The organism is Streptomyces sp. NBC_01363 (assembly GCF_026340595.1).
In the GTDB taxonomy this organism is placed as follows: Bacteria; Actinomycetota; Actinomycetes; order Streptomycetales; family Streptomycetaceae; genus Streptomyces.
The window spans coordinates 740,196-763,954 of sequence record NZ_JAPEPF010000002.1 but is presented as its reverse complement, the minus strand read 5'-3'; the positions used below and the strand labels follow the sequence as shown (position 1 = coordinate 763,954).

Sequence of the window (23,759 nt, the reverse complement as noted above, 5' to 3'; positions counted from 1 at the left end):
GCGACATGACGGAGACAACGGGAACTTTGCTCAACCTGCGGCAGCCGCGCGCTCTTTACCAGTGGCACACCAGGACAGCGCCTCGCAGCCCGTGCAGTCGTAACCGGGCCGGGGCACCGCGTCGTAGCGGGTCTCGGCGGACCAGGGCACGGTGTACGAGGCAAGGACGGTACGGGCGTGCTCGACCGTGCCCTCATCGCCCGGATCGAACTCCTCAAGGGAAACCCCGTCCGGGCGCAGGATCTCCAGTTCCACGCGGGACCGTCGCGAATCGCCGCCGAGCACGCCGGCCTCCAGAAGCAGTACCGAGAGGGCGAGTTGCGGATGCTTCTCCAGCAGAACGGACCGGCCGCCCGGTGGAAACGCGCTGGTCTTGGTCTCGCGAACGACTACGCCGCCGCGTTCCTCGTAGACAAGATCGCACGAGGCGATGACCATAACGTCGGACTGCGGGTCGTGGGCCATCACTCGATGCTGCGGGCGGAACCGCGTCGCCGCCGGATTATCGAGCGGGCACCTGGCCCGGTGAGCCCGGAGCATGCCGAGGGCGGGGGCCAGCTCGTCGTCCGTGAGGCCGGGCAGGTGTGCGGGCAGAGGCACTTCGCGGCACGGCGGGGCATCCGCCGAGGCGTGCCGGACGTTGAGCCATCTGTCGACGGCCCGGCCTCTGCGCACGGCCTCGTTCTCCTGAACGGAGCTCGGGAGCTTGAGTACGCGGGTCAGGTGGTAGCGGGCGGGACAGTCGTGGTGTGCTCTCAAGTCGCTGACCGATACCGTGCGCCGCTTGCGAGGCCGCGTGGGAGGTGGGAGCACGAGGAGAGCGGGCACCCGCGGTACGACGGAGCACTCGGGTAACACCTTGCAACCCGCGCAATGGGCACCGGCGATGCGTTCGCGGCTGTCGAGGACACGGCCGAGCCGGGGCACAACGTGCTGCTCGTGCAAGTCCATGATCTCTTCAGCGGTCCAGTCCGCGAAGACGTCGGTCTCCGTTGTGCGCAGAAGACGGACCCGGCCTTCGGTGAGGCCGGCGGAGTAGACCCGGACACGTTCTGGCCGCGGCGGTGGCGCCGGGTGTCTGAGGGCTGGGGAGTGATGCTCGAAGGCAGGGATGCGGGCCGGAGTCCCGTAGTACAGGACAGAGGCGACAGCGGCGAGTTCGGGCAGCGGGAGACGCTCCTTGGCATTTCCTTTGGCGGGAATCACGAGTTCACGCAGCCTTGCGTCGTCCGAGACGTACTGCCGCCCCCAGACAGTGCGCTCGTAGTCGGTGATGCCGCGCTTGTCGGGTTCATCGAGCGTGCGGAACGCGATCCATTCGTCCGGGGCGCGGAACGTGCGGGGGAGATCGGCGCCGTTGCGACTTTCCTGGTCCCTGCGGCGGGCGTCGAGGTAGCGCTCGGCGGCCGCCACCGACCAGGTCACGTGCTGCGGCAGGCACCGGGACCGCGTCGGGCGACACCGTTCCAGGGCCTCTTCGATGCTCTGCGCCGCGCCGGACTCCAGTTGGTCGAGCAGTTCCTGCACGAGCGCGAACGGGAACTCCTCGCGTGGGGTATTGGACGGAACCCGTTTCGCAGCGAACACGTCGCGACGGACACTGAGAGCACGGTTCATCGGACAACCGGGCTCCTCGTCGCGCAGATGGCGAACCGGAATGCGGGCCAGGCGCCCGACGCCGACCGTACCGGGAGGGTTGGCCCAGAGCTGCACGGTGCGGGCTCCTTGCGGTCTCGACGGTGAGAGCATCACCGTGACAGAGCTCTGTGAACAAAGTCAAGGCACGCAAGAATCTCCTGTAGCTTGATGCCTGACGGTTCGCCAGGAGAGGCAGGGAGTGTGCGTGGTGGAGCCATGGCCAGCGGGGAAGAAGCTCGCGGGCAGATTCAGCCGCGCCGGCGAAGGCGCCTGGGGTGGCATGGGGGTCGTTTACCGGGCGACCGACGACAGGCATGTCGGGCGGGCGGTCGCGGTGAAGTTCCTGTGGCCTCGAGATCCGGAGGCCGCCCTGCGCGGGTACCGGACTCCCACCCCACAAGAGCTACGGCGTTTCGACCGCGAGTGCGAGATGCACCAACGCTTCGGTGGCCGGGGCGTGCCAGCGTTCGTCCACGCGGATCTCTCCCCGCTGCGCCCATACCTCGTCACCGAGTACGTCGATGGCGATGACCTGCATGCTTTTCTCACTCGGAACAGACCCACCCTGTCGGCCGCGGCGTGTGTGATCGTCCCGCTGCTGGAAGTGCTCGGGCGGGTGCACGGCGCGGGCGTGGTGCACCGAGACGTCAAGCCAGCCAACATCCTGCTGGCCCGACGCGACGGCGTCGTATACCTAACCGACTTCGGCATCGCCCTGCCGAAAGACCCGGCGGCCACCCGATACACCAACGGCCGGACGCCCGGCACTATCGGCTACATGGCTCCGGAGATCCACCGCGGCGAACGCAACCCGGGCCCGGAGGCTGACCTCTACAGTGTCGCCTGCATCGCGTTCCAGATGGTGACCGGACGGCTGGTCTTCGAGGCCGGCCACTCCGACTACGACTTGGCCCGCCTGCACTGCGAGGAGCGGCCGCCGCTGCTCAGCGACGACGTCCCCGGCCTGCCGTCCGAGATCGTGGACATCACGGACCGTATGCTCGCCAAGTCGCCCGCCGATCGGCCGCCTCTGGAACTGGCGCTTAAGATCTGGCGGCCCCTGCTGCCCTCGCCGAGCGACCCCGCTCCACGCCCCGCCCTCGACCCGGACCCGACGCTGCCCCATCGCGCCCCGGAGATCGCTGCGCCCCCGCTCTCGGAAGCACCGCCCACGGGTCCGCGCCGCCCTCGGGTGCATCGCCGACCCGTCGGCGGTCCCACCCGGTCCGCGCTCCGGAATCTGTGCGCCGAGGCCGAGATCGAAATCGAACGCGGCGAACCGGACAAGGCCGTCGACGAGCTGACCGCAATGGTGGTGCGCGCTGAGCAGTGCCTTCCTGGGGCGGTCCGCGAGGTGCAGGGCGCGCGCCTCGTCGTGGCCCGTGCTCAGCTGCTGCGCGGAGAGACTGCCTCCGCGGGCCGCATCTGCCGGGATGTCGCCAGGCGGCTCGCGGACGCATCGGCCGGCACGGATACCGGTGAACTGCGAGCACGGGCACGGCTCGGCGCGGTCCAGGTGATGACTGCGGAAAGGAGCCCGGTCCAGACGGTGGCCGACACCTGGCTAGAGCTGGCCGAGGAACTCGCGTCCTGGCCCAAGCCGGGACCATCCCACCAGACCGTGGAATTCTGCCGAGAAGTGGGAGCCGAAGTGAAGGAACTTGTTCTGGACGCGAGGGAAGGTGAAGTGTCCCCGGTGCTGCCCGAGGCAATCCGCAAGCTGCTGGATCGCCTGCCAGGGCCAGCTTGACGAGCTCCGCAGAAACTACTGGGGCCCGGCCTCTGCCGGGCCCCGCCCCTCACTCCCCCGTCAGCCTGCCCTGGGCCATCAGCCCCGACAACATGACGGAGAGCACATCACCGTGCCTGCCCAGGTCAGCCACCGCCTCCTGGAACCGGACGAGTCGGCGGTAGACCTCCCCGATCCGTCGCTGCTGCGTCGCCGGCGCGCGCAGGACGCGCAGTCGGCGTACGTCGACCCGAGAGGAAGAGGAGGCACGCGTCCCTGCCCGCTGGTCGTTGCCTGGCGCGCTTAGACACGCGGCGAGGAAAAACGGGTCGAGCAGTGCAGGGTCGGTCCGCAGCCGGACTGTGTGGGCACCCAGCAGTCGCGGTCCGGCCGTCTCGACCCAGACGTCGAATCCGCCGGCCGCGGTCACGACCACGACATCGCCGAAGGACGTCAGAACCCCCTGCCCCTCAGCCTCCAACTTGGCGGCCTGCGCCGTGGCAACCCATGGTTCCTCACCCCGTACGGCCCATGGGGTGACGACGCGCAGAGCATCCTCGGCTTGCGCTCCCTGCTGGATCAGATCGTCAGCGAGAACCTTGCCGGGCGTCACGTCCAGAGCACCGGAACGCTCCAGATCACCCACGAAGGTGTAGCCGAAGTCGTCCGGCACTGCGGCACTCGCCTCGTGTTCGCGAACGGCCTTGGCCGCATCGTCCATGTCCATCAGCGCCTTGTCCCAGCCGGTCCAGGCGCGGCGCAGTTCCACCGGCCCCACGGACCGCTCGGTCACAGTACGGCGAGAGGGTGTCAGCTCGGTCTCGTCGCTGAGCAGTTCCGCGGTCGGCACCCGTGTGACGCCAGGTAGGTCACTGCCACGCAGGGCCGCCACGGTACGCTCACGCAGACCGTCCCAGTCGACGGCCATGCCGCGACCGGTGAGCGCAGTCGTCCGGCAATCCGCAGCGTCCACGAAGGTTACCTCGTCCGCGGGGTGTTCACGGGGCGTCGCCAGCAGCCACAGGTGCAACCCCACCCCATGCGGCGGCGCGCTCCCGGGCGGCAGCGCGACTACGGCTCGCACGGCTCCGGTGCGCACCAACCCCGCCCGGATTCGCCGTCCGGCCCGGCGCGAAGCGACACCCGGCGGTAGGACCAGCACTGCGACTCCCCCAGGTTCCAGCACGGACAGACAGTGCTGCACCCACGCCAGCTCAGGCTCGGTCCGTGGTGGCGTGCCATACGTCCAGCGAGGATCGGTCTCCAGTTCTTCGTGTCCCCAGGAACGTTCGTTGGACGGTGGATAGCTCAGAACCACGTCGGCGCGGGAGGCGTGCCGCAGGGGGGCATCAAGCAGTGTGTCCCCAGACTGCACGTGTCGCTCACAGCCCGGGAACTCCAGAGCCAACCTGGCTCGGGTCAGGCGAGCCACAGCAGCATCGTTGTCGACACCTGCCAGCGCAGGCGGAGGTACCTGTCCCGACCATCGCCGACCGGACGCAGCCAGGAGCGAACCCATTCCACACGCAGGGTCCAGCACCCGACGCACCGGCGCACTGCCGTCACGGAGTTCGGCCGCCAGAGTCACCATGGTGTCCGCCAGTTGGCGGGGACTGACGATCAACTGACGTACGTGGACAGCGTGCCAACGATCCAGCAGCACGGCGAAGGCTTCCTTCGGCGACTGACGAAGGGCCAGCCGCACAACCTCGTCCGCCACCCTCCGGTCGGCAGCACTGAGTTCCGGGGCTCCGCGCGGCGGGTTCATCGCCGGGATCGCCAGGCGCTCCCCCGCCGAGGCCAGTAGATGGGCCATCCCGTCCCGGTCGCCGAGGTCCTCGATCCGCGGCCAGAGACGGTCCCAGCCACTGGAGGACTCGTCGATCTTGCCGTGCCGTAGAAGCCAGGACTCCGCATCCGCCAGGGAGAACAAAGGGCTGGCATCCGTGCCGCCGACCGGCTCCGGGAAGTCACTGTGCCGCCGCCTCCAGTTGCTCACGGCGGCACGACCGACTCCGGCAAGCCGCGCGATCCCTGCAAGGCTGAGCGTGACCGGTTCATCGTGCTGCTCCATGGTCTCTCGTTTCAGGGATGGTCTAGCTGAATATGGCGGGCAACGACGCACCTGAGGCACGGTGCAGCCGACGAGCGAAGCCTACGCGTTGACTCTGTCAATGCACTCAGGCCCAGGGTGCACGAGAGCCGTGCCCAGCAGCGAGCCGCACGCACCGCTGTCATTCCCGACGCCGTGCCCGCTCCGAAGGAGATGCCACAGCGGAAGGGCAGATGCCTGGATTCGGTGGACTTTCCGCCTGGACAGGTCATTGCGTGGATCCCCGGCCACTCCGCCACCAAGCTGCTCGTGGCCTGGTGCTCCGGGGGCTCACGGAATCCTCGTGCGGTTCGTTCCGGCCGTGCGTACGCTGACCGTGCCGAAGGCATGACCAGGTCCCCGGCTTCGGCTGGATGAACGGGGCCCGGCAGCAGCACCCGCTGGCCGACCCTATAGTCGGGCCACCGGGCACAGCACCGTGGACAGCTTCACCTCTATCATCGTCACGGCCTTCAAGAACATCATCGCGGTCCCCTTACCGCCCGTTCAAGAATCGCCACGCACTCCGATGATGCGTCATCGGCAACACGTCGGCCCACTGCTCACTCGGGCGTCACCGTCCGCCTAGACGCTCCGGTCCATCGGGACTCCAACCCCTGAGAAATGACTTGAGTTCCTCACGCGTGGGCTCACGGGTGTGCGGCAGTTCTGGAAGCGGGGTCAAGGGGTCGATTGACCTCACGTACTCCCTTGCCCACTCCAACCACAGTCGAGCCGAGCCCAGAGCCGACTCGTCCGCAACACCGTTCAACTCGCCGATGCGACGTTCCAATGCCATGCAGTACGCACTGAGGGCAGCGGCCTCTTGCCAGCGCGCGGCCTCTTCCCGCAGCGCCTGGGCAAGCTGTTCACGAACAGCTTGTTCCTTCGCCACATCCATGGCCGCTTGCCAACGAAGTTCGCGTTCTACGTCGGCCTGCTGCTCCTCCTGCCTACGTCGAGCGTCCTCTACCGCCCGCGCCTCGATCTCGCCAAGGATCACGCCCAGGGCTTCTTCGAGCGTCCGGGTCTTCCGATCCCGCCAGCGACCGGGCCGACCGGTCAGGCCATGGGCCAACTCCACGACGAGACGAACGGAGCGCTCCGGATCTGTGGACTCCGGGAACTCCTGTCTGACGGTGACGGTATATGCGAATCCGTCGACAGCGACGTCCACTCCGCCCTCGCGCGGGTAGAAGGACGACCCGGCCTTCCGCACCTCGTACCCTCGCCGGACCGCCTCAGCCGCCAGTCCCTGCAACAGCAGGAGCGACCTACGGCGCAGCGCAGACGGCATGACCAGTCGGCGCTCGTCGTCTTTGAGCGCTGTCACCATCGGGTGCAAGTGCCCCAGTCGCGTGGGGACAGGCACCAGACCCCCGTCTTCCTTCGGCCTCTGACTCCGTGCGTTGGGATGCGGTCCCTCCGCGAGGAACAACTCCAGCCCCGGCCCACCGTACGGGAGCTTCTCGATGCGCTTGCCTTCCGGTTCCAGGCCGTGCCGCTTCGCATAGTTGACGACACGCCGCCACTCCGCGACCGCGTTGTCATCCGAAGCGGTGATCCGGATGCGTCCCTCAGTGATGAGCCGCTTAACCAGCTCCTTCGCCTTGGCCCGCCGGGCCTGCGCGACGGGCCGCTCGCTGTAGGGAGCCCGAGGCTTGGCGGACACCGCCGGCTTACTGCCACCAGCGACCACAGAGTCATTGTCGATCATCAGGAACCTACGATCCCGCAAGGCATCCACCGAGCGCCAGTCACCCGACAACAAGGTGCAGCACCCTCGTCGGCAACAGGGCGTTCGTCGAGCTCGCAGTGGCGTACAGACCTGAAAGGGTGCCTGTCAGCGGTGGGAGCCCTCTGGGACCTTCCTGGGGCTTCCGGCCCCATCAACCGGCACGAACGTGAAACAGCTGAAAGGTCATTCGCCCAGGTCAGCCACCATCAGCCACTCATCGCGGCAGGTCACCGCGTTCACTGGTCTCTTCCGCGACATCTGATCTGCAGGACCCGGCGACTCCGCATTGAGCGTCACCAGCCTTCGGCGTTGCATCGTCACTCGCAGCCTTGACGCCGCTTGACCTGCCCAACGTGCGCCTGACACCCCATCAAAACGAGCGTCAAATGAGCGTCACGAGCGTCATTTCAGCGTCAAGATATCGCCCGTAACGCCCACAACGCACATAATGCGCACGGGAGAAACCGCAGGTCAGGCGCCCTTCGAGGCCGGTTCAAGGATGGCCACGCACTCCACATGATGCGTCATCGGAAACAGATCGAACGCCCGCAGCGTCCGCACCCGGTACCCGCCCTCGCGGAAGTAAGCCAGGTCCCGTGCCAGCGCTGCCGGGTCGCACGCGACGTACGCGATGCGGCGCGCGCCCAGGCCCGTGAGGTGTTTGACAACCTGCTTGCCGGCGCCCGCGCGGGGCGGGTCGAGGACGATCAGGTCGCACTCGGTGATGCCGGTGCGCGGGAGGATCTGGTCGACCTTGCCGTGTTCGATGCGGACCCGGTCCAGGTCCTTCAGGTTGTGGCGGGCGTCCTCGACGGCGCGCTTGCCGGACTCGATGCCGAGGACCGCGCCCTTCTCGCCGATGCGCTGGCCGATGGCGCCGGCGAACAGGCCGACGCCGCAGTAGAGGTCGAGGGCCATGTCGTTCTTGCGGGGCAGGAGGCCCTGCATGACGGCGCGGACCAGGGTGTTGGCGGCCTGCGGGTGGACCTGCCAGAAGCCGCCGGAGCCGACCCGGTAGGTGCGGTCGTCGGCGCGCTCGCGGACGAAGGCGCGGCCGTGGACCCGGTGGACGCCGCCGTCGCGCTCGTCGACGCGCATCACCGAGACGGGCTTGTCGAGCTCAACCAGGGGCAGCCGGCCGCCGGGCCTCGGGGTGAGGATGACCTGGCGGTCGTGGGAACCGGTGGCGGCGATGGCCTCCACCGAGGCCATGCCGGGCCATTCCCGCTTCTCGATGCCGAGCTCCGTGACGCCGGGTGCCGCGATCAGGCAGCGCTCCACGGGCTCCACGTCGTGCGAGCGGTGCTTGCGGAGGCCGACCTTGCCGTCCTCGTCGATGGCGTACTGGACGCGGGTGCGCCAGGCGGGTACCTCACCCGACGGGAGCTTGTCGCCCTCGGCCGGCATGACCGTGCCGTCCCAGCCCGCCTCCTCGGGGGTGAGGCCCGCGAGGCGCTGGAGCTGTTCGGCGATCACTTCGCCCTTGAGCCGGCGCTGGGCGCCGGGCTTGGCGTGCTGCCAGTCGCAGCCGCCGCACTTGCCGGGGCCGGCGTACGGGCAGGGTGCCTCGACGCGGTCCTTGGACGCCTCGATGATCCGTACCGCGTCGGCGCGCAGGAAGCGGGAGTCGCTCTCGCCGTCGGTGACCCTGGCGATGACCTTCTCGCCGGGGAGCGTGTGCCGTACGAAGAGGACCCGGCCCTCCGAGGTACGGGCGATGCAGTGGCCGCCGTGCGCGACGGGGCCGACCTCGACCTCGTACTCCTCCCCGACCAGCGACGACGTGGGTTCGTTCTGCATGAGGGGGTGGCTCCAGAGATCAAGGGAAGAACGGCCGGACAACAACCCACGAGTCTACGTGGGTGTCGTCCGGCCGCTTACCACGAGCGGGCGGGGGCGGTCAGCTCTTGCCGCTGGGTTCCTTGGGCCTGCGCTCCACGGGGCCGCGGCGCACCGAGCCCGGCGCGTTCCATTCGGCGCGCTTCCTGGCGCGCTTCTTGGCCGCCTCGGAGGACTCCAGCTGATACGGCACGGAGGTCACCATGACGCCCGGGGTGAAGAGCAGCCGCCCCTTGAGGCGCAGGGCGCTCTGGTTGTGGAGGAGGTGCTCGTACCAGTGGCCGACCACGTACTCCGGGATGTACACGCTCACGACGTCGCGCGGGCTCTCCCGGCGCAGGCCCTTCACGTAGTCGATGACCGGCCGGGTCACCTCGCGGTACGGGGAGTCGAGGATCTTCAGCGGGATGTCGATGCCGCGCCGCTCCCAGTCGTCCTTGAGCGCCTTGGTCTCGGCCGGGTCGACGCTGATGGAGAGCGCCTCCAGCTGGTCGGAGCGGATCAGCTTGGCGTAGGCGAGGGCGCGCAGGGTGGGCCGGTGGAGCTTGGAGACCAGGACGATCGAGTGGACCCTGGAGGGCCGGATCGTCTCGTCGGACGGGGTCTCGTCGGCGGCGATCTCCTCGGCGACCCGGTCGTAGTGCCTGCGGATCGCGGTCATCGTCCCGTAGAAGATCACCATGCCGAGGAGTGCGACCCAGGCGCCGTGGGTGAACTTGGTCGCGAGCACGACGACGAGCACCAGGCCGGTGAAGAAGGCGCCGAAGGTGTTGATCGCGCGGGAGCGCACCATGTGGCGGCGCTTGGCCGGGTCCTTCTCCGTCCTCAGGTGGCGGTTCCAGTGCCGGACCATGCCGGTCTGGCTGAGGGTGAAGGAGACGAAGACGCCGACGATGTAGAGCTGGATGAGCCGGGTCGAGTCCGCCCCGTAGATCCAGGTCAGCAGGATCGCCGCGCCCGCCAGGAGCACGATGCCGTTGGAGAAGGCGAGCCGGTCACCGCGGGTGTGGAGCTGGCGGGGCAGGTAGCGGTCCTGCGCGAGGATCGAGCCGAGCAGCGGGAAGCCGTTGTACGCGGTGTTGGCGGCGAGGAAGAGAACGAGTGCGGTGGCCGCCGCGAGGACGACGAAGAAGAACGTGCCGTCGCCGAAGACCGCGGCCGCGACCTGTGAGATCACCGGGTCCTGGACGAAGGAGGAGCCGACCGGAACACCGTGGTTGATCAGGTCCTTGGCCGGATTCTCGGCCATCTTCACATCGGTGGCCATGGCCAGGCCGATGATGCCGCAGAACATGGTGACGGCCAGCAGGCCCATCATCGCGAGGGTCGTCGCGGCATTCTTGCTCTTCGGCTTGCGGAAGGCGGGCACGCCATTACTGATCGCCTCGACTCCGGTGAGGGCTGCACAGCCGGAGGAAAAGGCCCGCAGCAGCAGGAAGACCAGCGCGAAGCCGCTCAGCCCCGCGTGCTCGGCCTTGATCTCGTAGCCGGAGGTCGGGGCGTGCATGGTGTCGCCGAGGACCAGTCCACGGAACGCACCCCAGATGATCATGATGAAGACGCCGGCCACGAAGAGGTACGTGGGAATGGCGAAGAGCTTGCCGGACTCCTTGACGCCGCGCAGATTCATCAGCGTCAGGAGCACGATGGCGGCGATGGCGCACACCGTCTTGTGCTCGACGACGAACGGGATCGCGGACCCGAGGTTCTCCACCCCGGAGGCGATCGACACGGCGACGGTCAGCACGTAATCGACCAGCAGCGCGCTGGCCACGGTCAGCCCGGCCTTGGGGCCGAGGTTGGTGGTGGCGACCTCGTAGTCGCCACCACCGCTCGGATACGCGTGCACGTTCTGCCGGTACGAAGCGACGACCGTGAACATCAGCACCACGACGGCGAGCGCGATCCAGGGGCTGAAGTGGTACGCCGACACGCCCGCGACGGAGAGCACCAGGAGGACTTCTCCAGGCGCGTAGGCCACCGAGGACAGCGGGTCGGATGCGAAGACGGGAAGTGCGATGCGCTTGGGGAGGAGCGTTTCTCCCAGCTTGTCGCTGCGCAACGCCCGTCCGATCAGAATCCGTTTGGGCACGTCGGTCAGTTTGGACACGCAGAGGATCGTAAGCGTTCCGTATGGAAGCCGCAGACGCACCACCCCCGTGGCCCCGCAATCTCCTGCGCCCGGCCGAAAAAGCCACAAAATCCTTAACGAAATCCTTGCACTCAGGCGTCCGCGAAAAGGGCGCTGTAACCATTCAATGCGGGCTGGCCGCCGAGATGCGCGTAAAGGACGGTGGAATCGCGGGCGATCTCGCCGCGCGCCACGAGGTCGGCCATTCCCGCCATCGACTTCCCCTCGTACACGGGGTCGGTGACCATGCCCTCGGTACGAGCGGCGAGCCGCATCGCGTCGAGGGTCGTGTCGTCGGGGATGCCGTAGGTGCCCGCGTGGTAGCGCTCGTCGAGTTCGATGTCGTCCACGGTGAGCTCCCGGTGCACGCCAATGAGCCGTGCGGTGGCGGCCGCGATCCGGGCGATCTGCTCGCGGGTACGAGCGGGTTCGGCGGAGGCGTCGATGCCCCGTACCCGTCGCGGGCGGGCGCCCGCCTGCTCCAGTGCGGCGAAGCCCGCGACCATGCCGGCCTGGGTGGAGCCGGTGACCGAGCAGACGACCACGGTGTCGAAGAACACGCCGAGCGCGCGTTCCTGCTCGGCGACCTCGTACGCCCAGTTGGCGAAGCCGAGCCCGCCCAGCGGGTGGTCGGACGCGCCCGCGGGGATGGCGTACGGCTTGCCGCCGCCCTCCTCCACCTCGCGCAGCGCCTGCTCCCAGCTCTCCTTGACGCCGATGCCGAACCCGGCGCGCACCAGGCGGACGTCGGCACCGGCCAGGCGGCTGATCAGGATGTTGCCGACCTTGTCGTAGACGGCGTCGGGCCACTCGACCCAGCTCTCCTGGATGAGTACGCACTTGAGACCGGCGCGGGCGGCGACCGCCGCGACCTGGCGGGTGTGGTTGGACTGGACGCCACCGATGGATACGAGTGTGTCGCAGCCCTTCGCGAGGGCGTCGGCGACGAGGTATTCGAGCTTGCGGGTCTTGTTGCCGCCGTAGGCGATGCCGGAGTTGCAGTCCTCCCGCTTGGCCCAGAGCGCGGCGCCGCCGAGGTGCTCGGTGAGCCGGTGGAGCCGGTGCACGGGCGAGGGGCCGAAGAGGAGGGGGTAGCGGTCGTACGAGGAGATGGAGGGGGAAGAGGAGGAGGACGGGGAGGTGGGCGTTGTGGTGGTCACGGAACTCCCTGGCTCGGTGGTGGGGTGGATGGCTGTGGGTCGTCGGGCTACTCGGTCGGTTCGTCGGCGAGCTCTTCGAGCGCCTGCCAGATCTCGGCGGTGATCCGGGCCGCGGCTTCGGCACCGCGCTCCGCACACGCCTCGATCAGCCGCTCGTGCAGCTCCGCGGAGCCGTGCGCGGAGCCGGCCGTGCCGAACTGTCGCCACTCCAGGCGCCGGATCAGAGGGGTGTAGCGCTCGACGGTGGCGGCCACGGCGCGGTTGTCGCAGGCCGTGACGAGGACGTCGTGGAGCCGGTCGTCGGCGCGCAGTGCGTCCGCCACGTCGCCGCGGCGGGTCGCGTCCCGGAACCGGTCGTTGGCCTCGCGCATCGCGGTGATGTCCGCGTCCGTGAGGCGGGGCACGGCGGTCCTGGCGGCCAGTTCCTGCATGGCCCGTACGACGGCCGCCGCGTCCCGGACGTCGCGCGGCACCAGCCGGGTCACCCGGGTGTAGCTCTGCGGCTTGGACTCGACGAGGCCCTCGCCACAGAGCCGGGACAGCGCGTCGCGGACCGGGGCCCGGGAGAGTCCGAGGCGTTCGGCGAGGTCGGCGTCGCGGACGGGGGCGCCGGGCGGAAGGTCACCGCGGACGATGGCGTCGCGGATCGCCTCGTAGGCGGTGTCCCGCAGCAGGGTCCGTCGGACGGGGCGCAGGGTCTCCATGAACTGACATGTTAGATGTCTGTGTGCTTCGCGCTCAAGAGTTCGTCCGCCGGCGGCCGCGATCGGCGGCCTTCGGCGTCCGCCGGGCGGGATACGGGGAAAGCGCACTCGGATGAGGCCTCGCACTCCGGGCCGCATAAGCTCATCCTGGGCAACGGGGCAGACCGTTGCCCCGTTGTTTGCCCGGCAAGCTGAGAAAGAAGTGTGAGCAGGGTGTTTTCGCAGGTCAGCCGGACAACCAGGACTGCGAGGTAGGCGCAAGGTGCACATCGTCATCATGGGCTGCGGGCGAGTAGGAGCCGCTCTCGCGCAGACCCTGGAGCAGCAGGGGCACACGGTCGCCGTCATCGACCAGGACCCGACGGCGTTCCGTCGCCTCGGGTCCGGATTCGGCGGGCGGCGCGTCACGGGTGTCGGCTTCGACCAGGACACCCTCCGCGAGGCGGGTATCGAGGACGCCGGTGCGTTCGCAGCGGTGAGCAGCGGTGACAACTCGAACATCATCGCCGCCCGGGTGGCCCGCGAGATGTTCGGCATCGAGAATGTCGCGGCGCGGATCTACGACCCCCGCCGCGCCGAGGTCTACCAGCGTCTCGGCATCCCCACGGTCGCCACCGTGCGCTGGACCGCGGACCAGATGCTGCGGCGGCTGCTGCCTTCGGGCGCCGAGCCGCTGTGGCGGGATCCGAGCGGTGGTGTGCAGCTCGCGGAGGTGCACACCACACCGTCCTGGATCGGCCACAAGATCAGCACGCTGCAGGAGGAGACGGGCGTCCGCGTGGCGTTCCTCACCCGGCTGGGCGAAGCCATACTGCCCACCTCGCAGACGGTGCTGCAGGAGGGCGACCTGGTCCACGTGATGATGCGTACGGACGAGATCGCGAAGGTCGAGGCGGCCTTCGCCGAGGGTCCTGAGGAGGGCGGTCACTGATGCGTGTCGCGATTGCCGGGGCCGGTGCGGTGGGTCGTTCCATCGCGGGCGAGCTGCTGGAGAACGGGCACGAGGTGCTGCTCGTCGACAAGGCGCCGACGGCCATCTCGGTGGAGCGGGTGCCGATGGCCGAGTGGCTGCTGGCGGACGCCTGCGAGATCACCTCGCTCGACGAGGCGGCGCTCCAGCGCTGCAACGTCGTGATCGCCGCGACCGGCGACGACAAGGTGAATCTGGTCGTGTCACTGCTCGCCAAGACCGAGTACGGCGTGCCGAGGGTCGTCGCCCGGGTCAACAACCCGAAGAACGAGTGGCTGTTCAACGAGGCCTGGGGCGTCGATGTGGCGGTCTCGACGCCGCGTCTGATGTCGGCCCTGGTGGAGGAGGCGGTGAGCGTCGGCGATCTGGTCCGGCTGCTGCGCTTCAGCCACGGCGACGCCAACCTGGTCGAGCTGACGCTGCCCCCGGAGTCGGCGCTGGCCGGCACCCGGGTCGGCGATGTGGCCTGGCCCGAGGACACCTCGCTGGTCACCATCATCCGCGGTCAGCGCGTGCTGACGCCGAGCACCGAGGAGACCCTGGAGGCCGGTGACGAGCTGCTGTTCGTGGCCGCGCAGGCGCGCGAGGAGCAGCTGGAGGACCTGCTGTCGGTGCGCCGGGGCGACTCGGACGACTGAGCCGCGGGGCGGAACGTACGAGGAGGGGCCCGGAACCGTGTGACACGGTTCCGGGCCCCTCCCACATGTCGAGTGCTCTCAGAACTCCTGGTTGCGGACCGCGGCGGCCGCGGCCGCCTTGCGGTCCTTCTCGGCCTGCTCCTCGGCCTCCATCTCGGCGAAGACATCGATGGGCGGCGGCGCCTTCGCGAGGAAGACCCAGGTCAGATAGACCGCGAGCAGGAACGGAGGGATCTTCAGAGCGACCAGGACCCAGCCGAACTGGGTGGTGTCGGCCCACCAGTACAGCGGGAAGAGGATCGCGCACTTGGCGAGCAGGATCAGCCCCCAGGCGTAGCTGGCCTTGGCGTACGCCTGCTTGCGGCCGGGGTTCCTGGTGCGCCAGGAGAGGTTCTCCTTGAACACCGGCCCCAGGATCAGGCCGATCAGCGGCACCCCCGCGAGGGTGGTGATCAGGTAGGCGAGGGCCAGGCCGAGCGTGTACAGCATGCCCGGCAGGTAGAAGTCCTTGGCATTGCCCGTCATCATCGCGAAGACCACGCCGAAGGCCACACCGAAGACACCGCTGAAGGCGTGCTTGACGGTGTCCCTTCGGATCAGCCGTACGGCGACAAGGACCAGCGACACCACCAGGGCCGCGATGGCCGAGAGGTGCAGATCCTTGTTGATCGTGAAGATGGTGACGAACAACAGCCCGGGAAGGACTGTCTCCACCATGCCCCGGACACCGCCGAACGCCTCGAAGAGCGCGGCCTCGGTGACCGCCTTCGCGTCGGCCTCCTGCTGGTCGGTGCGGGTGGTGCGGTCCGTGTCGGACGTCGGCTTGTCGAGAGACGTCACCGGCTACTCCTTGCCGAGCGGTCGGAGTTCGTATTTGGGGTTGAACAGCACCCGGCGCCCGTGACTCATGGCGATCCGGCCCGAGGCGATGAGCTTGCGACCCGGTTCTATGCCCACGATGGAGCGCCTGCCCAGCCAGACAACGTCCAGCGGAGCGGTGCCGTCGAAGAGCTCGGCCTCCAGGGCGGGCACTCCGGCGCGCGGCCGCAGGGTGACGGTCCGCAAGGTACCAGTCACCTTCACGATCTGGCGGTCGGTGCATTCGGAGATCCGCGTGCAACCCGAGGCCTGCGCGTCCTCCTGCAGCTCCTCGGACTCGAGGTCCTCCTGGGAGCTGGACAGCCGGTCGAGCATCCGCCGGAAGCGGCCCGACGGCTTCTCCGCCTTGCCGGGTTTGTCGGATCGTGGAACAGCACTCATATCCGAAGGGTACCGGTCCCGGCTGCCCCGGGCGGGTGTCCCCGGTCTCACTCGAACGGGTGGCCGGGGCGCGTCAGAGGAGAGGGCCCGGCGACCTGTTCGGCCTCGGGCCCGGTGACCTGTTCAGCCGCGCTCGAAGCGGTATCCCATGCCCGGCTCGGTCACGAAATGCCGGGGATGCGAGGGGTCGGCCTCCAGTTTGCGCCTCAGCTGGGCCATGTAGACCCGCAGATAGTTGGTCTCGGTTCCGTACGAGGGCCCCCAGACCTCCTGGAGCAGCTGCTTCTGGCTGACCAGCCGGCCGCTGTTGCGGACCAGGACCTCCAGCAGATGCCACTCGGTGGGCGTGAGCCGTACGTCGCGTCCCGCGCGGTGGACCTTCTTCGCCGCCAGGTCGACGGTGAACCCCTCGGTCTCGACGATCACGATGTCGTCGGAGCCGTGCTGCCCGACGGGTTCGGCGCGGCGGACCGAGGCGCGCAGCCGGGCCAGCAGCTCGTCCATACCGAACGGCTTGGTGACGTAGTCGTCGGCTCCGGCGTCCAGGGCCTCCACCTTCTCGTCGGAGGTGTGGCGGGCGGAGAGCACCAGGATCGGCACCCGGGTCCAGCCGCGCAGCCCCTTGATCACCTCGACGCCGTCCATGTCCGGCAGCCCGAGGTCGAGGACGACGACATCGGGGTGGCGGGCGGCGGCGAGCTGGAGGGCGGTCGCGCCGTCGGGCGCCGCGTCCACCTCGTACTTGCGCGCCTTCAGGTTGATCACGAGGGCGCGTACGATCTGCGGCTCGTCGTCGACCACAAGCACCCGGGTCATGGGGGCCCTGCCTTTCTGCTGTACGGCGATCTCCCGGGACGTACCGGTGATCATGAGGTGACCTGCGTGGTCATGGAGTGTCCCGCGTGGTCAGGAGGTCTCCGCGCGGTCATGAGGTGACCCGCGCGGGCAGGTCGGGGCTGACCGGAATGTATCCCGAAGCTGCCTTGAGGGTCAGCACCATGGTGAGGCCGCCGCCGGGGGTGTCCTCGGCGTCCAGCGTGCCGCCCATGGACTCCACGAAACCGCGGGCCACGGCGAGCCCCAGGCCGACTCCCGCGCCGCGCGGGGCGTCGCCGTAGCGCTGGAAGGGCTCGAAGATGCGCTCCTTGGCGTCGTCGGGGACGCCGGGGCCGCGATCGGCCACCCGTAGCTCGACGCGTTCGCCGAGCGCACTGGCGGCCACGGTGACGCGTTCCGCGTAGCGGCTGTACTTCACGGCGTTCTCGACGATGTTGGCGACGGCCCGCTCCAGCAGCCCGGGGTCGACCGCGACCATCGGCAGGGTCTCGGGGATGTCCAGGTCGACGCTGTCCTCGGGGACACCTCCGAGCGCCATCGGGACCACCTCGTCGAGATCGATCTCGCGGATCAGCGGGGTGACGGTGCCGGTCTGGAGCCTGGACATGTCCAGGAGGTTGCCCACGAGGTGATCGAGGCGGTCGGCGCCGTTCTCGATGCCCTCCAGGAGTTCGGCCTGGTCCTCGTCGGACCAGGCGACGTCGTCGGAGCGCAGGGAGCTGACGGCGGCCTTGATGGCGGCGAGCGGGGTACGCAGATCATGGCTGACGGCGGCGAGGAGCGCCGTCCTGATCCGGTTGCCCTCGGCGAGCCGCCGGGCCTCCTCCGCCTCGTCGACCAGGCGCTGCCGGTCCAGTACGACGGCCGCCTGGGCGGCGAACGCGCCGAGCACCCGGCGGTCCTCGGCGGGCAGCACCCGGCCGGAGAGCGCCAGCGCCATGTGGTCGCCGACGGGCATGTCCACATCGGCGTCCTCCGGCCGGGCCACCGGGCCCGGTCCGACGCTCCCGGCGCACGTCCACGGGTCGACGTCGCTCCTGCGCTCCAGGAGGGCGACGGATTCCATGCCGAAGGTCTCGCGGACCCGGTCGAGGAGCGCGTCCAGCGTCGTCTCGCCGCGCAGCACGCTACCGGCCAGGAAGGAGAGGATCTCCGACTCGGCGCGCAGCCGGGCCGCCTGATGGGTGCGGCGGGCCGCCAGGTCGACGACCGAGGCGACCGAGACCGCCACCGCGAAGAAGATCACGATGGCGACGAAGTTCTCCGGGTCCTGGACGGTCAGGGTGTGGGTGGGCGGGGTGAACCAGTAGTTCAGCAGCATCGAGCCGACGGCGGCCGAGGCGAGGGCCGGCAGCAGTCCGCCGAGCAGCGCGGCGCCCACGGTCAGGAAGAGGAAGAGCAGGACGTCGTTGGCGAGTCCGGGGCCGCTGTCCAGCCCGGCCAGGAGCAGGGTGAGGAGGGCCGGGCCGCCGACCCCGACCAGCCAGCCCCAGATGATCCGGACCCGGCCGAGCCGGGCGCCGCGGGCGATGGGCAGACCACGCCCCTTGGCGACCTCTTCGTGGGTGACGATGTGGACGTCGAGGTCGGGTCCGGACTCCCGGGCGACGGTGGCGCCCACGCCCGGCCCGTAGATGTACTGCCAGGCCTTGCGGCGGCTGGAACCGAGGACGATCTGCGTGGCGTTCACCCCACGGGCGAATTCGAGGAGCGCCGACGGTATGTCGTCGCCGATGACATGGTGGAACGTGCCGCCGAGGTCCTCCACGAGGGTGCGCTGGACGGTGAGTTCCTTGGGCGATGCGGAGGTCAGCCCGTCGCTGCGGGCGATGTAGACGGCGAGGATCTCGCTGCCCGACCCCTTGGCCGCCATCCGGGACGCGCGGCGGATGAGCGTACGGCCCTCGGGACCGCCGGTGAGGCCGACGACGATGCGTTCGCGGGCCTGCCAGGTGGTGCGGATGTTGTGTTCGCCGCGGTACTCCTGGAGGTATTCGTCGACCCGGTCGGCGACCCAGAGAAGGGCCAGCTCGCGCAGGGCGGTCAGGTTGCCGGGGCGGAAGTAGTTGGACAGCGAGGCATCGATCCGGTCCGGCTTGTAGATGTTGCCGTGGGCCATCCGGCGGCGCAGCGCCTGTGGCGACATGTCGACGAGTTCGAGCTGGTCGGCCCGGCGGACGACCTCGTCGGGGACGGTCTCGCGCTGTCGCACACCGGTTATCGCCTCGACGACGTCACCGAGCGACTCCAGGTGCTGGATGTTGACGGTGGACACCACGTCGATGCCGGCCTGGAGGAGCTCTTCGACGTCCTGCCAGCGTTTGGCGTTGCGGGAGCCCGGCACATTGGTGTGCGCCAGTTCGTCCACCAGGGCGACGGCGGGGGCGCGCTCCAGGACCGCGTCGACGTCCATCTCGGTGAAGACGGCGGAGCGGTACTCGATCTCGCGGCGCCGGATCTGTTCCAGGCCGTGCAGCATGACCTCGGTGCGCGGCCGGTCGTGGTGCTCCACGAAGGCGACGACGCAGTCGGTGCCCCGCTCCACCCGTCGATGGGCCTCGGAGAGCATCGCGTACGTCTTGCCGACGCCGGGTGCCGCACCCAGGTAGATCCGAAGCTTGCCGCGTGCCATGGCCCCATTGTCTTCTCTTGAACCGGCTGCGTCCGATGCGGCAGCCGGTTCGAAGCTACCCCGCGCATTGTCGACAAATGGGACGGGTGGCGGGGCGAGGGACCGAATTGACAGGATTCTGACGCCCCGGACGAACCCCGGGCGCCCTCCGCCGGATCGCGGGCGCCCTTCGGAGGTTCTCCCCCGTCCCTCCTACGCGTGCTCGACGATGTGTCCGTCGCTCAGTTCCAGCACCCGGTCCGCCAGCCCCAGCAGCTGTGCGTCGTGCGTGGCCACCAGCGCGGTGACGCCCTCGCTGCGCACCACTGCCCGCAGCAGCTCCATCACCGCGAGCCCGGTCTCCGCGTCCAGCTGCCCCGTCGGCTCGTCCGCGATCAGCAGCGCGGGCCGGTTGGCGAGTGCGCGGGCAATCGCGACGCGCTGCTGCTGGCCCCCGGAGAGCTCGCCGGGACGCTGGGCGGCGTGGTCGGCGAGGCCGACCAGGGAGAGCAGCAGCGCCACCCGGTCCTCGCGCTCGCGCGGGTCCGCCTTGCGCAGCCGCATGGGCACGCCGACGTTCTCCGCCGCGGTCAGGATCGGGATCAGGCCGAACGACTGGAAGATGAAGCCGATCCGGTCCCGGCGCAGTTCCAGGAGCCCGTCCTCGCCGAGCTCGGCGAGGTCCGTGCCGTCGACGGTGATCCGGCCGCCGTCGGGGCTGTCGAGCCCGCCGAGCAGGTTGAGGAGGGTGGTCTTGCCCGAGCCCGAGCGCCCCTTGAGCGCGACCAGCTCGCCGCGCGGCACCTCGAAGGACACCCCGCGCAGCGCGTGCACCGCTCCGGCGCCGGAGCCGTACGAGCGGTGCAGGTCCTCGACCCGGACCATCGGCCCGCCGGCCGGTTGCTCGGCGACTGCGGTACCGCCCTGCCCGGTGGTGTTCGCCCGTCCGGTGCTGTCGTCACTCATGCCACTCCCCCGCGTTCGCCTGTCCCGTACATGATGCTCCCCCGCGTGCCGGCGCCGGCCGCCCGGTCCGGGGCACGCCGAGGGCACCGGCCGCCAGTATGTGCGCCGGGCACACGGCCGGGCAACGGCCGAAGTCCATTGCCCGGCCGGACGATTCCTTCTGGCGGTTCCTTCGCCCGACCGGACGATGCCCCTTCGGGCCGGACGATTCCATCCCGGACGGATCCTTCATCGAAGGGCAACGGCTTCCCGACAACTTCCTGACATCGACTGATCAGCCTGGCCGACGTCAGCCGGTTCGCCGGTCCACCGGGGCGAGTGCCCCGTCCTCGAAGGCATGCGCATGACGATACGAAGGACCCTTCCCGGGCTCGCCGTCGGAGCCCTCGTGATGTCCCTGGCCCTGTCCACCGGCCCCGCCACGACCGCGATCGCGGAAGCCCGGGTCCCCGCCGCCCCCACCGTCTCCGAGCAGCAGGTGATGCCCCACCTGCGTGCCCTCCAGCGCATCGCGGACCGCAACGGCGGCAACCGCGCGCACGGCACGAAGGGGTACGCGCAGTCCGTGGCGTACGTGAAGAGCGCCCTGGACCGGGCGGGCTTCCGTACCCGGCTGGTCCCCTTCACCCACGACGGCGCCACCGGCAACAACCTGATCGCCGACTGGCCGGGCGGCGACCCGGACCATGTGCTGCTGACCGGCGCCCACCTCGACAGCGTGAAGGAGGGCCCGGGAATCAACGACAACGGCTCGGGTTCGGCCGCGGTCCTGGCCACCGCCCTCCAGGTGGCCGAGTCCGGTCTGAAGCCCGAACGGCATCTGCGGTTCGCGTGGTGGGGCGCGGAGGAGCAGGGGCTGATCGGCTCGGAGAGCTACGTCAGCAAGCTCTCCGGGGCCGACCGGCGCAGGATCGACGTCTACCTCAACTTCGACCAGGCGGGCAGCAGGAACACCCGGCAGTGGCTCGTGGTCCATGACGACGAGCACGGCGAGACCGAGGCCCAGCAGGCGTTCGAAGCGTGGTTCGCCGAACGCTCCATCCCCACCTTCGACATCGGCGTCGGCGGTTCGGACCACGAGTCGTTCGGAAACGCCGGCATCCCGTCGTCCGGCTTCAGCACCGGCATCTCGGACTGCATCCACGAGGCATGCGACAACCTCGCCAACGTGGATCCGAAGACGGAGACGACCAGCACCGACGCCATCGTCGGCGTGCTGTGGAAGCTCGCCGCCACGGCACCCCGGCACTGACCCCCACCCCCAGGAACGAGACATGTACAGACTCCTGAACCGACGCCGCAGGACCGTTGCCGCCCTGGTGGCCGCGGTCGTGAGCGGTTCCGTGCTGGCCACCGTCCCCGCCTCGGCTGCCATCGGCGGCCCCGGCCTCGGCGACCCGTACTTCCCCGACGACGGCAATTCCGGCTACGACGTCTCCCACTACGACGTCCGCATCTCCTACGACCCGGCGCACACCGACCGCCTCGACGGCGACACCACCGTCACCGCCCGCGCCCTGACCGGCCTGGACCGGTTCAGCCTGGACCTCAAGGGCTTCACCGTGGCATCGGTGAAGGTGAACGGCGCCCCGGCGAAGGCGTTCTCCCGGGCCGGCGCCCATGAGCTGGTCATCACCCCGGCCCGCCCGGTGACGAAGGGCACGACGTTCGAGGTCCGGGTGGAGTACGCGGGCCGACCCGACCCCGAGGGCTGGCACACCCTGAAGACCGGCGGCGCGAACGTGGCGGGCGAACCGCACTCCGCGACCTCCTGGTACCCCGCCAACGACCACCCGTCCGACAAGGCCACCTTCGCCCTCACCGCGACGGTCCCCGACGGGTGGACGGCCATCGGCAACGGCCTGCCCGGCCCCGAGAGCGTCAAGGACGGCCGAAGGACCTTCCGCTGGTTCGAGGACAGGCCGATGGCCACGTACCTCAGCACGGTCGCCATCGACCGGTTCACCGTCCACCGCGGCCGGACGGCCGCCGGAACGCCGGTCATCACGGCGTACAGCCCGGACGCCGTCATCGACCCCGAGGCGGAGGCCCAGCAGACGGAGATCCTGGACTTCCTGACCGCGAGGTTCGGCCCGTATCCCTTCTCCTCCGCGGGCGCCATCGTCGTCGGGGCCTCGAAGGAGCCCACCGACGGCCCACTCGCCCTGGAGACGCAGAGCCGCCCCACCTACGGCTCCATGCTCTTCGACGCCTCGATGGTCCATGAGAACACCCACCAGTGGTTCGGTGACAGCGTCTCGTTCAAGGACTGGCGGGACGGCTGCGTCGCCGAGTGCTTCGCCCAGTACGCGGGGCAGTTGTGGGAGGAGCACAAGGGCGCCGACCTGGACCAGGACTACTACCGGTCCGAGGTGGAGGAGTACAGGAACGATCCGTCGTTCTGGTCCGTCAAGCTCTACGACCCGGGACCGGGCAAGGAACTGGACGCGGCTCTGTACTTCAAGGGCTCGCTGATGCTGCACGCCCTGCGCCGCACGGTGGGCGACGAGGCGTTCTTCCGGACGCTCCGGACCTGGACCCGCGACCACGCCTACGGCAATGCCTCGTTCCGGCAGTTCGAGGCGCTGGCGGCGAAGGTCTCGGGCAAGGACCTCAAGGGCTTCTTCGCGGCGTGGGTGGACGGCACGGTGCTCCCGCCGCAGAAGTACCTCTACCCCGGCACCCTGGGCACACCGGCCCGGTGAACAGGTGAGAGGTGCGGGGGCCGGCCGAGGTGGCCGGCCCCCGCACCTCGCTGTTCGGGCTTCCTCAGGCCCCGTTCACCAACTGCTTCAGGGCGATGTTGAGCTGGAGGACGTTGACCCTCGGCTCGCCGACGAAGCCGAGGATCCGGCCGTCCGTGTGCTGTTCGACGAGCTTCTCCACCCGGTCGACGGCGAGGTGGTTCCGCTCGGCCACCCGGCGCACCTGGAGCTGTGCGTACGCCGGGGAGATGGCCGGGTCGAGGCCGGAGCCGGAGGAGGTGACGGCGTCGGCCGGCACGTCCGAGGGGCTGACCGGGTGGCCGGGGACGGAGTTGTCCTTGACCACGGCGGCCTTGGCGGCGGTGACCCAGGCGATCAGTTCCTTGTTGTCGCCGGAGCGGTTGGTCGCGCCGGAGAGGATCAGCTTGTACTGGGCGTTGACGCTGTTGGCGCCCAGGCCGTTGGAGGGGCGCGGCTGGAACCACTTGAGGTCCGGGGCCGCGGTCTCCTGTCCCTTCTTCAGCGGCAGGTCGTAGCGCTGGCCGATGAGTTCGGAACCGACGACCTTGCCGTTCGCGGTGATCTCGGAGCCGTTGGCCTTGTCGGGGAAGATGCCCTGGGCGACGCCCGTGACGGCGAGCGGGTAGAGCACGCCGCAGACGACGGTGAGGACGAGCAGGGCACGCAGCCCGGCCCAGAGCAACCGGGCGGTGTTTCCTACGGAGTTGTTCATGGCAGGTC

The 23,759-nt window shown here is 69.4% G+C and carries 18 protein-coding genes; 5 read left to right on the top strand and 13 right to left on the bottom strand.

The features are described from left to right. Positions 1 to 30 precede the first annotated feature (30 nt). Positions 31 to 1,713 (bottom strand): PD-(D/E)XK nuclease family protein, encoded by a 1,683-nt coding sequence (locus tag OG611_RS31405; RefSeq protein WP_266427885.1) that lies wholly within the window; start codon positions 1,711 to 1,713, stop codon positions 31 to 33. Between the two features lie 130 nt (positions 1,714 to 1,843). On the opposite strand from OG611_RS31405, the gene OG611_RS31400 reads away from it, so the two are divergent. Continuing rightward, positions 1,844 to 3,388 carry a serine/threonine-protein kinase gene (locus OG611_RS31400; protein WP_266427883.1) on the top strand — a complete coding sequence of 515 codons (1,545 nt, stop codon included), beginning with the start codon at positions 1,844 to 1,846 and terminating at the stop codon, positions 3,386 to 3,388. A gap of 49 nt (positions 3,389 to 3,437) precedes the next feature. On the opposite strand, the gene OG611_RS31395 is transcribed toward OG611_RS31400, so the two are convergent. From OG611_RS31395 to OG611_RS31370, 6 genes are all read right to left on the bottom strand, one after another. Further along, complete coding sequence (locus tag OG611_RS31395) at positions 3,438 to 5,441, bottom strand: N-6 DNA methylase (protein WP_266427880.1); 2,004 nt, start codon at positions 5,439 to 5,441, stop codon at positions 3,438 to 3,440. Between the two features lie 592 nt (positions 5,442 to 6,033). Further along, on the bottom strand, positions 6,034 to 7,176 hold the full coding sequence (locus tag OG611_RS31390; RefSeq protein WP_266427878.1) for a hypothetical protein: 1,143 nt from the start codon (positions 7,174 to 7,176) through the stop codon (positions 6,034 to 6,036). Positions 7,177 to 7,668: 492 nt separating this feature from the next. Next, positions 7,669 to 8,997, bottom strand: coding sequence for a class I SAM-dependent RNA methyltransferase (locus OG611_RS31385; RefSeq protein WP_266427875.1), 1,329 nt, complete (start codon positions 8,995 to 8,997; stop codon positions 7,669 to 7,671). A 100-nt stretch (positions 8,998 to 9,097) separates the two neighbouring features. Then, positions 9,098 to 11,146, bottom strand: a complete 2,049-nt coding sequence (locus OG611_RS31380; RefSeq protein ID WP_266427873.1) for an APC family permease — start codon at positions 11,144 to 11,146, stop codon at positions 9,098 to 9,100. Positions 11,147 to 11,259: 113 nt separating this feature from the next. Continuing rightward, positions 11,260 to 12,327 carry a 1-aminocyclopropane-1-carboxylate deaminase gene (locus tag OG611_RS31375; protein ID WP_266427870.1) on the bottom strand — a complete coding sequence of 356 codons (1,068 nt, stop codon included), beginning with the start codon at positions 12,325 to 12,327 and terminating at the stop codon, positions 11,260 to 11,262. Positions 12,328 to 12,374: 47 nt separating this feature from the next. Beyond that, positions 12,375 to 13,031 carry a GntR family transcriptional regulator gene (locus OG611_RS31370; RefSeq protein WP_266427868.1) on the bottom strand — a complete coding sequence of 219 codons (657 nt, stop codon included), beginning with the start codon at positions 13,029 to 13,031 and terminating at the stop codon, positions 12,375 to 12,377. A gap of 262 nt (positions 13,032 to 13,293) precedes the next feature. Between OG611_RS31370 and OG611_RS31365 the strand changes: the two genes are divergently transcribed. Beyond that, on the top strand, positions 13,294 to 13,962 hold the full coding sequence (locus OG611_RS31365; RefSeq protein WP_266427865.1) for a TrkA family potassium uptake protein: 669 nt from the start codon (positions 13,294 to 13,296) through the stop codon (positions 13,960 to 13,962). Continuing rightward, positions 13,962 to 14,639, top strand: a complete 678-nt coding sequence (locus tag OG611_RS31360; protein ID WP_266427863.1) for a TrkA family potassium uptake protein — start codon at positions 13,962 to 13,964, stop codon at positions 14,637 to 14,639. The genes OG611_RS31365 and OG611_RS31360 overlap by 1 nt, the downstream gene beginning before the upstream one ends. A gap of 78 nt (positions 14,640 to 14,717) precedes the next feature. Here OG611_RS31360 and OG611_RS31355 read toward each other — a convergent pair whose 3' ends face one another. From OG611_RS31355 to OG611_RS31335, 5 genes are all read right to left on the bottom strand, one after another. After that, on the bottom strand, positions 14,718 to 15,479 hold the full coding sequence (locus tag OG611_RS31355; RefSeq protein WP_266427860.1) for a DUF3159 domain-containing protein: 762 nt from the start codon (positions 15,477 to 15,479) through the stop codon (positions 14,718 to 14,720). Between the two features lie 3 nt (positions 15,480 to 15,482). Then, positions 15,483 to 15,899: an OB-fold nucleic acid binding domain-containing protein gene (locus OG611_RS31350; protein ID WP_072485886.1), complete on the bottom strand. Its 417-nt coding sequence runs from the start codon at positions 15,897 to 15,899 to the stop codon at positions 15,483 to 15,485. A gap of 123 nt (positions 15,900 to 16,022) precedes the next feature. Beyond that, positions 16,023 to 16,715 carry a response regulator gene (locus OG611_RS31345; protein WP_266431337.1) on the bottom strand — a complete coding sequence of 231 codons (693 nt, stop codon included), beginning with the start codon at positions 16,713 to 16,715 and terminating at the stop codon, positions 16,023 to 16,025. Positions 16,716 to 16,824: 109 nt separating this feature from the next. After that, entirely contained in the window at positions 16,825 to 19,368 is a 2,544-nt protein-coding gene (locus OG611_RS31340) for a sensor histidine kinase KdpD (RefSeq protein ID WP_266427856.1), read from the bottom strand. Positions 19,369 to 19,560: 192 nt separating this feature from the next. Next, positions 19,561 to 20,313, bottom strand: coding sequence for an ABC transporter ATP-binding protein (locus OG611_RS31335; protein WP_266427853.1), 753 nt, complete (start codon positions 20,311 to 20,313; stop codon positions 19,561 to 19,563). A 343-nt stretch (positions 20,314 to 20,656) separates the two neighbouring features. Between OG611_RS31335 and OG611_RS31330 the strand changes: the two genes are divergently transcribed. Continuing rightward, positions 20,657 to 21,565, top strand: a complete 909-nt coding sequence (locus tag OG611_RS31330; protein WP_266427850.1) for a M20/M25/M40 family metallo-hydrolase — start codon at positions 20,657 to 20,659, stop codon at positions 21,563 to 21,565. Between the two features lie 22 nt (positions 21,566 to 21,587). Further along, positions 21,588 to 23,018 carry a M1 family metallopeptidase gene (locus OG611_RS31325; RefSeq protein WP_266427847.1) on the top strand — a complete coding sequence of 477 codons (1,431 nt, stop codon included), beginning with the start codon at positions 21,588 to 21,590 and terminating at the stop codon, positions 23,016 to 23,018. 64 nt (positions 23,019 to 23,082) lie between these two features. Here the strand turns inward: OG611_RS31325 and OG611_RS31320 are convergent, their stop codons facing one another. Next, positions 23,083 to 23,751 carry a potassium-transporting ATPase subunit C gene (locus OG611_RS31320; RefSeq protein ID WP_266427845.1) on the bottom strand — a complete coding sequence of 223 codons (669 nt, stop codon included), beginning with the start codon at positions 23,749 to 23,751 and terminating at the stop codon, positions 23,083 to 23,085. Positions 23,752 to 23,759 lie beyond the last annotated feature (8 nt).

Coding starts and splice junctions, on each gene's coding strand:
- OG611_RS31320 (WP_266427845.1), bottom strand. CDS start 23,751: ATGAACAACTCCGTAGGAAACACCGCCCGGTTGCTCTGGGCCGGGCTG.
- OG611_RS31370 (WP_266427868.1), bottom strand. CDS start 13,031: ATGGAGACCCTGCGCCCCGTCCGACGGACCCTGCTGCGGGACACCGCC.
- OG611_RS31330 (WP_266427850.1), top strand. CDS start 20,657: ATGACGATACGAAGGACCCTTCCCGGGCTCGCCGTCGGAGCCCTCGTG.
- OG611_RS31395 (WP_266427880.1), bottom strand. CDS start 5,441: ATGGAGCAGCACGATGAACCGGTCACGCTCAGCCTTGCAGGGATCGCG.
- OG611_RS31335 (WP_266427853.1), bottom strand. CDS start 20,313: ATGAGTGACGACAGCACCGGACGGGCGAACACCACCGGGCAGGGCGGT.
- OG611_RS31350 (WP_072485886.1), bottom strand. CDS start 15,899: ATGAGTGCTGTTCCACGATCCGACAAACCCGGCAAGGCGGAGAAGCCG.
- OG611_RS31360 (WP_266427863.1), top strand. CDS start 13,962: ATGCGTGTCGCGATTGCCGGGGCCGGTGCGGTGGGTCGTTCCATCGCG.
- OG611_RS31340 (WP_266427856.1), bottom strand. CDS start 19,368: ATGGCACGCGGCAAGCTTCGGATCTACCTGGGTGCGGCACCCGGCGTC.
- OG611_RS31345 (WP_266431337.1), bottom strand. CDS start 16,715: ATGACCCGGGTGCTTGTGGTCGACGACGAGCCGCAGATCGTACGCGCC.
- OG611_RS31390 (WP_266427878.1), bottom strand. CDS start 7,176: ATGATCGACAATGACTCTGTGGTCGCTGGTGGCAGTAAGCCGGCGGTG.
- OG611_RS31325 (WP_266427847.1), top strand. CDS start 21,588: ATGTACAGACTCCTGAACCGACGCCGCAGGACCGTTGCCGCCCTGGTG.
- OG611_RS31385 (WP_266427875.1), bottom strand. CDS start 8,997: ATGCAGAACGAACCCACGTCGTCGCTGGTCGGGGAGGAGTACGAGGTC.